This window comes from Delftia sp. DS1230, from assembly GCF_040112715.1.
In the GTDB taxonomy this organism is placed as follows: Bacteria; Pseudomonadota; Gammaproteobacteria; order Burkholderiales; family Burkholderiaceae_C; genus Comamonas; species Comamonas tsuruhatensis.
The window spans coordinates 4,077,706-4,090,069 of record NZ_CP157763.1 but is presented as its reverse complement, the minus strand read 5'-3'; the positions used below and the strand labels follow the sequence as shown (position 1 = coordinate 4,090,069).

The 12,364-nt window shown below is 68.0% G+C and carries 11 protein-coding genes; 4 read left to right on the top strand and 7 right to left on the bottom strand.

All coding sequences use genetic code 11. From position 1 onward, the window contains the following. Nucleotides 1-47: 47 nt before the first annotated feature. Complete coding sequence (locus tag AAN986_RS18390; RefSeq protein ID WP_017404430.1) at nucleotides 48-833, bottom strand: MetQ/NlpA family ABC transporter substrate-binding protein; 786 nt, start codon at nucleotides 831-833, stop codon at nucleotides 48-50. Nucleotides 834-1,031: 198 nt separating this feature from the next. Here AAN986_RS18390 and AAN986_RS18385 point away from each other — a divergent pair, with 198 nt between their 5' ends. After that, nucleotides 1,032-1,250, top strand: coding sequence for a DUF3820 family protein (locus tag AAN986_RS18385; protein WP_017404429.1), 219 nt, complete (start codon nucleotides 1,032-1,034; stop codon nucleotides 1,248-1,250). A 40-nt stretch (nucleotides 1,251-1,290) separates the two neighbouring features. Here the strand turns inward: AAN986_RS18385 and AAN986_RS18380 are convergent, their stop codons facing one another. Continuing rightward, nucleotides 1,291-2,631, bottom strand: coding sequence for a PLP-dependent aminotransferase family protein (locus tag AAN986_RS18380; protein ID WP_047217662.1), 1,341 nt, complete (start codon nucleotides 2,629-2,631; stop codon nucleotides 1,291-1,293). Nucleotides 2,632-2,733: 102 nt separating this feature from the next. Here AAN986_RS18380 and AAN986_RS18375 point away from each other — a divergent pair, with 102 nt between their 5' ends. Beyond that, complete coding sequence (locus AAN986_RS18375; protein ID WP_046241293.1) at nucleotides 2,734-3,219, top strand: PaaI family thioesterase; 486 nt, start codon at nucleotides 2,734-2,736, stop codon at nucleotides 3,217-3,219. Nucleotides 3,220-3,283: 64 nt separating this feature from the next. Here the strand turns inward: AAN986_RS18375 and AAN986_RS18370 are convergent, their stop codons facing one another. The 4 genes from AAN986_RS18370 to mfd form a co-directional block, all read right to left on the bottom strand. Beyond that, nucleotides 3,284-3,814 (bottom strand): hypothetical protein, encoded by a 531-nt coding sequence (locus AAN986_RS18370; protein WP_016453029.1) that lies wholly within the window; start codon nucleotides 3,812-3,814, stop codon nucleotides 3,284-3,286. 306 nt (nucleotides 3,815-4,120) lie between these two features. Further along, nucleotides 4,121-4,834: a phosphoserine phosphatase SerB gene (serB, locus tag AAN986_RS18365; protein ID WP_016445267.1), complete on the bottom strand. Its 714-nt coding sequence runs from the start codon at nucleotides 4,832-4,834 to the stop codon at nucleotides 4,121-4,123. Between the two features lie 135 nt (nucleotides 4,835-4,969). Next, the gene (locus tag AAN986_RS18360; RefSeq protein WP_047217663.1) at nucleotides 4,970-5,635 is read right to left on the bottom strand and encodes a hypothetical protein; all 666 of its coding nucleotides are present in this window, start codon (nucleotides 5,633-5,635) and stop codon (nucleotides 4,970-4,972) included. A gap of 15 nt (nucleotides 5,636-5,650) precedes the next feature. Continuing rightward, nucleotides 5,651-9,145 (bottom strand): transcription-repair coupling factor, encoded by a 3,495-nt coding sequence (gene mfd / locus AAN986_RS18355; RefSeq protein WP_047217664.1) that lies wholly within the window; start codon nucleotides 9,143-9,145, stop codon nucleotides 5,651-5,653. Between the two features lie 161 nt (nucleotides 9,146-9,306). Here mfd and ispD point away from each other — a divergent pair, with 161 nt between their 5' ends. Together ispD and ispF are read left to right on the top strand one after the other, a co-directional pair. Next, nucleotides 9,307-10,137 carry a 2-C-methyl-D-erythritol 4-phosphate cytidylyltransferase gene (gene ispD, locus AAN986_RS18350; RefSeq protein WP_046238331.1) on the top strand — a complete coding sequence of 277 codons (831 nt, stop codon included), beginning with the start codon at nucleotides 9,307-9,309 and terminating at the stop codon, nucleotides 10,135-10,137. A 16-nt stretch (nucleotides 10,138-10,153) separates the two neighbouring features. Beyond that, on the top strand, nucleotides 10,154-10,633 hold the full coding sequence (ispF, locus tag AAN986_RS18345) for a 2-C-methyl-D-erythritol 2,4-cyclodiphosphate synthase (protein ID WP_013803157.1): 480 nt from the start codon (nucleotides 10,154-10,156) through the stop codon (nucleotides 10,631-10,633). 102 nt (nucleotides 10,634-10,735) lie between these two features. On the opposite strand, the gene AAN986_RS18340 is transcribed toward ispF, so the two are convergent. Further along, nucleotides 10,736-12,238 (bottom strand): ATP-binding protein, encoded by a 1,503-nt coding sequence (locus tag AAN986_RS18340; RefSeq protein ID WP_012204699.1) that lies wholly within the window; start codon nucleotides 12,236-12,238, stop codon nucleotides 10,736-10,738. Nucleotides 12,239-12,364 lie beyond the last annotated feature (126 nt).

The following is a 12,364-nucleotide window of genomic DNA, read 5'->3' as shown; positions in this document are numbered from 1 at the left end:
TTTTTTTCGCAACGGTCGCAGCCGGCAAGGCTGCGGCCACCTCGCATTCAGAACGCGGGAACGACGGCGCCCTTGTACTTCTCGACGATGAACTTCTTCACATCAGGCGTGTGCAGTGCGTTCATCAGCTTGGCGATGTTGGGATCGTTGGCGCGGTCCTGGCGCGACACCACGATGTTGGTGTAGGGCGAGTCGGCACCTTCGATGAACAGCGCATCCTTGGTGGGATTGAGCTTGGCCTCGATGGCGTAGTTGGTGTTGATCAGCGCCAGGTCCACATCGCCCAGTGCGCGCGGCAGCAGCGGGGCTTCGAGTTCCTTGAACTTGAGCTTCTTGGGGTTCTTGGCCACATCCAGCGGCGTGGGCGTCAGGCTCTTGGGGTCCTTGAGCTCGATCAGGCCCTGCTTGGCCAGCAGGATCAGGGCGCGGCCGCCGTTGGAGGGGTCGTTGGGGATGGCAATGGTGGCGCCGTCCTTCAGGTCCTTGACGTTCTTGATCTTCTGCGAGTAGCCGCCGAAGGGCTCCACATGGACCTTGCCATTGGGCACGGCCACCAGCGAGGTCTTGCGGTCCTTGTTGTAGCTGTCCAGGTAGGGCTGGTGCTGGAAGAAGTTCACGTCCAGCTGCTTGTCCTCGACGGCCGCATTGGGCTGCACGTAGTCGCTGAATTCCTTGATCTGCAGATCGATGCCCTGGGCCTTCAGCGCGGGCTTGATGTGATTGAGGATTTCTGCATGCGGCACGGCCGTGGCACCGACCTTGAGCACGTCGGCGGCCTGGGCTGTCAGTGCCAGCGTGGCAATCGCGATTGCGGAGAGGGCTTTCTTCAACATGACCGGAGGACTTTCTTCAACGGGTTGCGATAAAACGCCGCCGGCCCAGGAGAACGGCTCCGCGTCGGGCTTGGCGGCAGGCAGGCGCATAGTCTAGTGCTGCGCCAGGGGCCGCGTTGAACATTTTTGATATTTGGTTATAAGGCTGTGGTTTTTTATGCGGATTCTTGCGATGGCGCAGCGCGTACCATCGCCGCCATGGACTCCGAAATGCTGCAAAAGCTGGTGCAGGTGCAAATGCCCTATGGCAAGTACAAGGGCCGGCTGATCGCCGATCTTCCCGGCAACTATCTGAACTGGTTCGCACGCGAGGGCTTTCCCAAGGGAGAGCTGGGCCAACTGCTGGCGCTGATGCAGGAGCTGGACCACAACGGCCTGTCGCACCTGCTGCAGCCGCTGCGCGACGGGCGGCGCTGAAGCGCAAGGCCCCTGAACCGGGCCCTGGCCCGGCACAGGCTCAGGGCGGAAAGCCTTCCACGGTATCCCGCAACTGAACGAGTACGGCCTCCAGTTGCGGCAGAGGCACTGAACCCAGTCCCAGGCGCAGCGCATGCGGGGCATGGGGAGTCGTTGCGTAGGCGTGGGCCTGCGATACGGCGATGCCGCACTGGGCCAGCGCCGTGGCCACCCGGTCCATCCGCAGCTCCCCGGGCAGGCGCAGCCAGAGGAAGAGCGAGCAGGGGTGGGCCAGCATCTGCATTCCTGCCAGCGCCTTGCGCGCAATCGCCTGCCGGCGCCGTGCCTCCTGCCGCATGCGTTGTTCCTGCTGCCGCACGGAGCCGCTGGCCATCCAGCGCGTGGCCATGGCCGTGACCAGGCCCGGCATGCTCCAGTGGCTGGCGCGCACCACGGCCTTGACGCGGCCTGCCCATGCCTGGGGCACCACCATGAAGCCGAAGCGCAACCCGCTGGCCACGCTTTTCGAGAGGCTGGAGACGTGAATGCAGCGCTCTGGCGCCAGCGTTGCGAGGGCTGCGGGCGCCTTGCCTGCCAGAAAGGCATAGGCAGCATCCTCGATCAGCAGGCAATCGTGGCGCCTTGCGATCTCCACCAGGCGCTGGCGCTGCGCCAGCGGCATCACCCATCCCAGGGGGTTGTGCAGCGTGGGCATGGCATGGATGGCGCGTATGCGCCGGCGCGCGCACAGCCGCTCCAATGCATCGAGGTCGGGACCCTCGTCAAGGGCAGGGACCGGCTGGAGGTCCAGGTCCTGGAGCTCGGCCAGCATCCTGAAGCCCGGGTAGGTCAGCGCGTCCACGGCCACCGCATCGCCGGGCCGCAGCAGCGCACGCACGGCAATGTCCAGTCCTTGCTGCGCGCCGTTGACCAGGAAGATGCGTTCCGGCTCGGCAGCCAGGCCGCGTTCGCGGGCAAGGAAGTCGGCCACGATGCGCCGCTCGTGCAGCCGGCCGCCGGGCGGCTGCTGGTGCATGAGCGCAGCCAGGTCGCCCGAAGCAGCCAGCTCGCGCAGCATGGAGCGCAACAGCCCGGCCTGCCCCGGCCAGGTGGGATGGTTGAAGGACAGGTCGGCCGTATCCGAACTCAGGCGGGATTCGTCGCCGCCATCCCATTCGCGCTGCTGCGGCCGATCCCGCACAAAGGTGCCGCGCCCGGTTTCGCCGATGACCAGGCCGAGGGAGGCCAGCCGCGCATACACCTTGCTGGCGGATACCACGGCCATGCCATGGCGGGCCGCGAGGTCGCGGTGCGTGGGCATCAGCGTGCCGGGAGCGAGCCGGCCGGCGCGGATGTCTTCGGCCAGCCGTTCAGTCAGCAGAGCAACGCGAGAGGCAGCCATGGAGTGTAGTTAGGACAATTTTTTGATTGTTCTAGTCTAGGTCATCACACTGGCGAGACGGGCATTCCCGGGTCTTGCCCTCCCGCTCCAGACAGGAAATCCATGCATCTTCCCAGCACTTATCTCCCCGTGCTCGACTATCTGCAGCGGCAGATCGAAGGGCGGCTTGCCGCAGACGAGGCCACGCACATGCACTATCCGACCGCGATCTCGCAGATGCTGGGGTTTCGCATAGTGGCCGTCGGCGAAGCCATGGCCGTCGTGGAGTTCGACGCCGATGCGCAGCGCCATGGCAACCAGCAGGGCACGGTCCATGGCGGGATGCTGTGCGAACTGGCCGATGCTGCCATAGGCACGGCGCATTCCACTTTGATGGAGCCAGGCCAGAGTTTCACCAGCATCGACCTGAAGGCGGCCTTCCTGCGCCCGGTCTGGCGCTCCAGGCTGTGCGCGCGGGCGTGGGCCGAGCACCGTGGGCGCACGATCAGCCACTACCGCTGTGAAATCGAGCGTGATGATGGCAAGACCGTTGCGAGCATCGCCAGCGCCGTGATGACGCTGCGTGGAGAGCATGCGCAAGGCCGTTGAAGCAGGTCGCTGGACAAAACAGAAAGGCCGCGACAGGCGCGGCCTTTTGCAAGAAGCAGGCGGTTTACTTGGCGGCGGCGCGGGCGGCTTCTGCCTTGGCCTTGGCTTCATCGGCCTTGCGCTGCAGCTCGGCTGCCTCGGTTTCGGCGGCCTTGGCCTTGGCTTCGGCCTCCTTGGCGGCAGCGTCCTTTTCAGGGGTCATGGCGCCGGCCAGCGCATTGCCGGCCATGGAGCCGGCAACGGCGCCCACGGCGGCGGCGCCCAGCGTGCCCATCATGCCCGGGCCTGCGGCACCTGCAGTGGCAGGTGCCGCTGCCGGAGCGGCGGCTGCGGCGGGCGCGGCCGGCGTTGCTGGCGTGGCAGGAGCTGCCGGGCTGGCAGGCGTTGCCGCCTTGCTGGCGGTGGGCGCCGCAGGCGCTGCGGGCTGGGCAGGGGCCTTGCCGATCGACGCCGGGCGCACGGACTTGCCGCCGCTGCCCATGCGCTTGGCCTGGGCCAGCGTGGGCACGGTCAGCGATGCAATGGCCAGGGCGATCACGGAGGCAGTGGTGCGGAACGAAGTCTTCACGAAGGTTTTTCCAATCATGGTGGTCATGTGCACGGTCGGCGCAGGCGGGCCTGCGCCGGTCGGAGCGCCACAGGCCGCCCGTCTGCGGGCAGGCCTGCGGCCTTGGGTGTCACATGGGGATGGGGCAGGAGATTCCAAGCACCGGCATGCGGATACGCCGGTGTGCAGCCTGCTGTTGTAGGAGAGCCACCGGCGCTGAGGCGGTGGCCTATGGGGCTGCATCAAGCATTGTAGAAAAGACCGGGGCCTGCCGGAAAAGCAAGCCCACAAAACATTCTCAGCTATTGATTGCGGAGCAGTGCAGCGGCCTGCGCCAGCCCCCGCCGCCGGTTTTCAGCGCAGCACTTCCAGCAGGCGGTCCAGGCCGCCTTCGGTGATGGAGACCTTGGCCTCGTTGCGCACGCGCGGCTTGGCGTGGTAGGCCACGGACAGGCCTGCGACCTGCATCATGGGAATGTCGTTGCTGCCGTCGCCCACGGCGATGCACTGGTCGGGGCGAATGCCCAGCAGCGAGGCGACTTCCAGCAGCGTGCGGCGCTTTTCGGCGCCGTCGCAGATGTCGCCCCAGGGCTGCTCGATCAGGCCGCCGGTCAGCGCGCCATCGCGCATCTCCAGCACGTTGGCACGCACGAAGTCGATGCCCAGCATGCCGCGCACGTGCTCGGCAAAGTAGGTGAAGCCGCCCGAGACCAGCAGCACCTTCAGGCCCGCAGCCTGGGCTGCGCGCACCAGGGTTTCGGCGCCCGGGGAGAGCTTCAGGCGCTCGGCCAGCACGCGGGCCATGTCGGCCTCGGTCACGCCGACGAGCTTGCCCACGCGCTGGCGCAGGCTGTCCTTGAAGTCGGTGATCTCGCCGCGCATGGTGGCTTCGGTGATGGCCGCGACCTCTGCCTTCTTGCCGGTGGCGTCGGCGATCTCGTCGATGCATTCGATGGTGATCAGCGTCGAGTCCATGTCGAACGCGATGAGCTTGTAGTCGGCCAGCTTCAGTGGCGGCTGGATGCCGCGGATCAGCAGTCCGGGCGCGAATTCGGTGACATCGGTCATGGGTGGGGCAGCAAAAAGGGACGGGCCGCCGGGCTGGCGGGTATCAGGCGCGAATCATATCCAGAGCCAGGGCCGCGCGGCGCAGTCACTGGCCTTGGCACTGCGGCGCGCCACGGCTTGTGCCTGGATGCGCCCTCAGGGCGCGGGTGGGCGGCGCAGGTAGATGGCATCCGACCAGGTGGCCAGCCATTGGGGGCGGAACACCACGAAGATGGCCGTCACCATGCCGGTGACCACGGCATCGCCCCAGGCCATGAGCCAGCGCGCGATGCGTGACAGATCCTCGTTGACGCCGGGCAGGGCGTGGCCCGCGGCCTGGGCCAGCAGGGCCGAGATGAAAACGCACAGCACCGTGCCCGCAAAGCCGCGCGCGAGAATGAAGACAAAGATCTGGTGTGGCAGCCAGCGCCGCAGCGCCGCGCCCCAGAGCATGGCCAGCGTGGCAGGCACGATACCCTGCCAGACCGCGATGCCCAGCGCATCGCCCCAGCCCAGGGCCGGCGACAGCAGGGCGGCCAGCCCGCCCACGATGAGCAGCAGCGGCACGGACAGCGGCCAGCCCAGCATGAGCACCACCAGAGGCGCCGAGGACCACTGCAATTGCAGCGGCATGCGGTGCAGCGTGGGCAGGGCCCAGATCCAGGGAAGCAGCACGAGCACGCCCAGCAGCGGCGTGACCAGGGGCGAGGCCATGCGGTCCAGCGGCCCGCCCGGGCCCGGGCGGCCGGCCAGCATGCGCCAGGGGCGCAGCCACAGCGCGGCGGCCAGGGCCAGCAGGGCGATGCTCGCTTCGAGGAACATGGCTAGGACAACCCTCTATGCGGGCTGGGCCGCCTTTGCCTCCACCAGCGGCTGGCCCAGGCTGCGCAGCACGTCGCGCACCATCTGGGCGCGGTCCTTGGGATTGTCCAGGGCGCGCTCTATGCGCAGCTTCTCGTTGCCGGCCAGCTTGATGTGCTTGTTCTTCTGGATGAGGTGGATGATGGCCATCGGGTCCACCGGCGGCTGGGGCTTGAAGGTGATGTTGATGACGCCGGGCGCCGCATCGACCTTGACCACGCCGTAGGGCTGGGACAGCACGCGCAGGCGGTGCACGTCGATCAGCGTCTGCGCCTGGGGCGGCAGCTTGCCGAAGCGGTCCACGATTTCTTCGAGCAGGGTGTCGATCTGGTCGCTGGTGCGGGCCGTCGCCAGTTTCTTGTAGAAGGACAGGCGCAGGTGCACGTCGCCGCAGTAGTCGCCCGGCAGCAAGGCCGGCGCGTGCAGGTTGATGTCGGTGGAGGCCGACAGCGGGCTGAGCAGGTCGGGCTCCTTGCCGGCCTTGAGGCTGCGCACGGCCTCGGACAGCATCTCGTTGTAGAGCTGGAAGCCCACCTCCATCATGTTGCCGCTCTGGTTCTCGCCCAGCACCTCGCCGGCGCCGCGGATCTCCAGGTCGTGCATGGCCAGGTAGAAGCCCGAGCCCAGTTCCTCCATCTGCTGGATGGCCTCCAGCCGCTGCTGGGCCTGCTTGGTCAGGCTGTCCAGGTCGGGCACCATCAGGTAGGCATAGGCCTGGTGGTGGCTGCGACCCACGCGGCCGCGCAGCTGGTGCAGCTGGGCCAGACCGAACTTGTCGGCGCGGCTGATGAGGATGGTGTTGGCGCTGGGCACGTCGATGCCGGTCTCGATGATGGTCGAGCACAGCAATATGTTGTAGCGCTGGGCCACGAAGTCGCGCATGACGCGTTCGAGCTCGCGCTCGGGCATCTGGCCGTGGGCCACGGCGATGCGGGCCTCGGGCAGGATTTCCTCCAGCTTTTGCTTGCGGTTCTCGATGGTCTCGACCTCGTTGTGCAGGAAGTAGCACTGGCCGCCGCGCTTGAGCTCGCGCAGCACGGCCTCGCGGATCACGCCCGTGCCCTCGTTGCGCACAAAGGTCTTGATGGCCAGGCGCCGCTGGGGCGCGGTGGCGATGACGGACAGGTCGCGCAGGCCTTCCAGCGCCATGCCCATGGTGCGCGGGATGGGCGTGGCCGTCAGCGTGAGCACGTCCACCTCGGCGCGCATGGCCTTCATGGCTTCCTTGTGGCGCACGCCGAAGCGATGCTCCTCGTCGATGATCAGCAGGCCCAGGTTCTTGAACTGCGTGGACTCGGACAGCAGCTTGTGCGTGCCCACGACGATGTCCACCGAGCCGTCGGCAATGCCCTTGACGGCCGCCGTGATCTCCTTGCCCGAGCGAAAGCGCGAGACTTCGGCCACCTTGATCGGCCACTTGGAGAAGCGGTCCACCAGGGTCTGGTAGTGCTGCTCGGCCAGCAGCGTGGTGGGCGCGAGGAAGGCCACCTGCTTGCCGCCCGTGATGGCCACGAAGGCCGCGCGCAGCGCCACCTCGGTCTTGCCGAAGCCCACGTCGCCGCAGACCAGGCGGTCCATGGGCTGGGGGCTGATCATGTCCTGGATCACGGCGTGGATGGCGGCGCGCTGGTCCGCCGTTTCCTCGAAGCCGAAGTCGTTGGCGAACTGCTCGTAGTCCTGGGGCGAGTAGCGGAAGGCGTGGCCCTGGCGTGCGGCGCGGCGTGCGTAGATGTTCAGCAGCTCGGCCGCGGAGTCGCGCACCTGCTCGGCCGCCTTGCGCTTGGCCTTTTCCCACTGCGTGCCGCCGAGCTTGTGCAGCGGCGCGTCCTCGGGTGAGACGCCCGTGTAGCGGCTGATCAGCTGCAACTGGCTGACGGGCACGTAGAGCACGGCGTTGCCCGCGTACTCCAGGTGCAGGAATTCCTGCACGGCCGGCGTGCCGTCCGGGTTCTTCTGGCCCATGTCCATGTGGACCAGGCCCTGGTAGCGACCGATGCCGTGGTCCGAGTGCACCACGGGGTCGCCCACCTTGAGTTCGGACAGGTCCTTGATCAGTGCCTCGACATCGCTGACCTGCTCCTGCCGGCGGCGCCTGCGGCCCGTGGGGCTGGTGGCGAACAGCTCGGTCTCGGTGACGAAGTCCAGGCCTTCCTCCACCCAGGCAAAGCCGTTCATCAGCCCGGCCGTGGCAATGCCCACCTTCTCGCCCGCATCGCCCTGGAACTCGGCCAGCGAGTCGAAGACCGGCGGGTTCACGCCCGAGGCGCGGAAGAAGTCCAGCAGGCTTTCGCGCCGGCCATCGGACTCGGCCAGCAGCAGGACGCGGTGGGCGCTGGCGGCAATGTGCCTTTGCAGGCGCGCCAGAGGGTCTTCCGCGCCGCGCACCACGGACAGGTCCTCCAGCTTCTGGAAGATGGCGCTGTCGGCCACGTCCTCGGTGCCTGGGCGCAGCGCGAGCTGGGCGTGCTCCTTGGCGCGCGTGTAGAACTGGTCGGCGGACAGGAACAGCACCTCGGGCGGCAGGGCCGGGCGCTCGGGGTCGCCCTGCACCAGGCGGAAGCGCTCCTTGGTGTCCTGCCAAAAGCGCTGGAAGGCCGGCTCCAGGTCTCCATGCATGACCACGGTGGCATCGGCACCCAGGTAGTCGAACACGGTGGCCGTTTCGTCGAAGAACAGCGGCAGGTAGTACTCGATGCCGGCCGTGGCAATGCCCTGACCCATGTCCTTGTAGATGCGGCTGCGCGTGGGATCGCCCTCCAGCAGCTCGCGCCAGCGCTGGCGGAACTTGGCGCGCGCGTCCTCGTCCATGGGGAACTCGCGGCCGGGCAGCAGGCGCACCTCGGGCACGGGGTAGAGGCTGCGCTGGGTGTCGGGATCGAAGGTGCGGATGGAGTCGATCTCGTCGTCGAACAGGTCCACCCGGTAGGGCTGCAGCGAGCCCATGGGAAACAGGTCGATCAGGCCGCCCCGCACCGCGTACTCTCCATGGCTGACCACCTGGGAGACATGCTGGTAGCCGGCCAGCGTCAGCTGGGCCTTGAGTTTGGCCTCGTCCAGCTTCTGGCCGCTCTTGAACTCGAAGGTGTAGCCGGCCAGGAAGGAGGGCGGCGCCAGTCGGTACAGCGCGGTGGTGGCGGGCACCAGCACCACGTCGGCGCCATGCTCCTTGTCGCGCTGGTTGATGCGCCACAGCGTGGCCAGGCGCTCGCTGATCAGGTCCTGGTGGGGAGAGAAGCTGTCGTAGGGCAGGGTCTCCCAGTCGGGGAACAGCGCGCAGCGCAGGCCCGGGGCGAAGAAGGCCATCTCGTCGATCAGCCGCTGGGCATCCGAGGCGTCGGCCGTGACGATGGCCGTCACCCGGCCTGCCGCCTTCTCGCGCTCGCCCAGGCGGGCCAGCAGCAGGGCGTCGGCGCTGCCCACGGGGCGGGGCAGGGTGAAGCGTTTTCCGGGAGTGAGCTTGGGCAGTTCCATGGTGCTTGGACGTGGGCGCCGCAGCGCCTGGGCGAAGTAACGACAAAACCCCTCGGCACGCGCAGAGGGGTATCGAAGCATTTTAGCCAGCACGCATGGCGGCCATGCAGGCATGCCCGCATGTCCATGGCGGCACATGGCCGTCACTACAATGCGCCACCATGACAGATCTGCTTGCGGCGGCTGCGCCCGCATCCCTGGAGCCGGCCCGCCTGTGGGCCTTGATCCCCTGCGCGGGCACGGGCTCGCGCGCCATCGCGCCCGATGCGCCTGCGCCTGAACTGCCCAAGCAATACCACCTGGTGGCCGGTGCGCCCATGGTGGCGCACACGCTGGCCGCCTTTGCGGGTGCAACGCGCGTACACCACACGCTGGTGGTGATCGCGCCCGGCGACGACTTCTGGCGCCAGGGCCTGCCGGGCCCGTCGCCCACGCGCTACTCCACGGCGGCATGCGGAGGCGCCACGCGGGCCGAATCCGTGACCAACGGCCTGAAGGAGCTGCTGGCGCGCGGTGCGGGCGCGCATGACTGGGTGCTGGTGCACGACGCCGCGCGCTGCCTGGTGACGCCCGCGCTCATCGATGCCCTGATCGACGCCTGCGAGCACGATGCCGTGGGCGGCCTGCTGGCGCACAAGCTGCCCGACACGCTCAAGACGGCCGTGGCCGGGCCCAGCGGGGTGCGCGTGGCGGGCACGGTGGACCGCAGCGACAAATGGCTGGCGCAGACGCCGCAGATGTTCCGCATCGCGCCGCTGCTCGATGCGCTGCAGCACGCCGGCTCGGCCGTGACCGACGAGGCCAGCGCCATGGAGGCCGTGGGCCAGCGCCCGCGCCTGGTGCCCGGCGGCGCGCAGAACTTCAAGGTCACCTATCCGGACGATTTCGCGCTGGCCGCCGCCGTGCTGTCGCAGCGCGAGCGCAGCACCACGCTGGAGCGATACCGGGGCCAGCGCGACCATCCGCAGGCGTCGGGCAATCCATTTTTCTGAACCTGGAATGTTTCACATGAATTTTCGTATTGGCGAGGGCTGGGACGTGCATGCCCTGGTGCCCGGGCGCAAGCTGATCCTGGGCGGCATCGAGGTGCCGCACGAACTGGGGCTGCTGGGCCATTCCGATGCCGACGTGCTGCTGCACGCCATCACCGACGCGCTGCTGGGCGGCGCGGCGCTGGGCGACATCGGCCGGCATTTCCCTGACACCGACCCCGAATTCCGTGGCGCCGATTCGCTGGTGCTGCTGGTGGAAGCGGCGCGCCGCGTGCGCGCCACGGGGCTGGAGATCGGCAACATCGACAGCACCATCATTGCCCAGGCCCCCAAGCTGGCGCCGCACATTCCTGCCATGCGCGAGCGCATCGCCACGGCGCTGGGCTTGGCGCTGGACCAGGTCAACGTCAAGGCCAAGACGGCCGAAAAGCTCGGCCCCGTGGGCCAGCAGCAGGCCATGGAGGCGCGCGCCGCCGCCTTGCTGTTCCGCGCCTGACCAGCGGGGTGCCATCCCCATGCAAAAGGCCCCGGCGATCGGTCAACGATCGCCGGGGCCTTTGTATCTGCCGAACGTATCTGACGAACGCGCGCTGCGGGCTCAGTCCTCTCCGTCCAGGGCGCCGTCCTGCGCACGCGGGGGCAGCTGGCGCTTGATCTGCGGGCGCTGCAGACGCTGCTCGGGCTCGGCACCCTTGGCCACGCCCGAGGCACGCTGCAACTGCACATGGGCAACCAGCCCGCCCGTGGAGGAGTTGGACAGCGCAAACACGCCGCCCATGCGCTGCACCGTCTTGTCCACGATGGACAGGCCCAGGCCCGCGCCCGCTGCGGCCGTGCGCGCGGAGTCGCCACGGAAGAAGGGCTGGGTCAGGCTGGCCAGCTGCTCGGGCGGCACGCCACGGCCATGGTCGCGGATGCGGATCACCACCCAGCTTTCGCGTTCCGATGCCGTCACATCCACGTGGGTGGTTTCGGTCTCGGGCGTCTTGCCGTAGCGGCGTGCGTTCTCGAACAGGTTGGAGATCACGCGCGCCAGTTCCACCTCGTCGGCCAGCACATAGACGCCTTCGGGCACGGCCATGCTGATCTGCAGCTCGCGGTGGTCCTGCACCGCATACACGCAGGAGGACACCACGGCATGCAGGTTCACCGGGTTGAGGGTGACATGGTCGGGGCGGGCGTAGTCCAGGAATTTGTCGATGGTGGCGTCCAGCTGCACGATGTCGGCCACCATGTGCTCGCGCGCCACGTCGTCCACCACGCTCATCTCGGTCTCCAGCCGCAGGCGCGCCAGCGGCGTGCGCAGGTCGTGGGAGATGCCGGCCAGCATCACCGCGCGGTCCTGCTCCAGCTGGGCGAGTTTCTGCGCCATGCGGTTGAAGCCGATGTTGACCTCGCGGATCTCGCTGGTGACGGCTTCCTCGTCCAGCTGGCTGGCGTCGAAGTCGCCATCTCGCACGCGGTTGGCCGCATAGCTCAACTGCTTGAGCGGCCGGTTGATCAGGCGCGCGATGGCTGCCGCCCCCGCCAGGGACAGCAGGCCGGCCGTGATCAGCCAGATCAGCCAGGTGCGCCCGCTGGCCGGCGTGAAGCGCGAGCGGTCCATCAGCAGCCAGGTGCGGTCGCCATTGATGGTGAACCCCACCCACAGCCCCGGTTCGCCATTGACGCTGCGCGCCACGATGGTGCCGTAGCCCAGGCGGCGCGTGAGTTCTTCGGTCAGGCGCTTGCCCAGCGTGCTCTGGTCCAGCAGCTCGAAGCTGTCGCCAGGCTCGCGCGGCAGAATGCGCACGCCTTCCTGGTCGGCCATGGTCTTGATCAGCGAGACGCGGTTGATGGCATCCGAATGCACCAGGGCCGCGCGGCTGAGGTTGACCAGCGAGGCGATCTGCTGGGCGGTGTGCAGCGTGCGCGGCTCGAATTCGAAGGCGCGCAGCGTCTGCAGCCACGCCAGGATGCTGCCCACCAGCAGCAGGGCCAGCAGGCAGAAGGTACGCCAGAAAAGATTGAGTCCCAGCGGAGAGCGCGCAGTCATGCGCCGCTCGTAGTCGAGCGGCGCAGGGCTGGTGGCGTCATGGGGCGGGACGGTGAAGGAACTCATGGAAGCGGTTCGTCATTCTAGGGGCCGGCTGCGAGATTACGCCTGTGCCGGCCAGCCTGCGTTACCGGTTGTCTCGGTCGACAGGGTGAGGTTTTGGCGCTGCGCATTGTCAACGGCACATAAAAC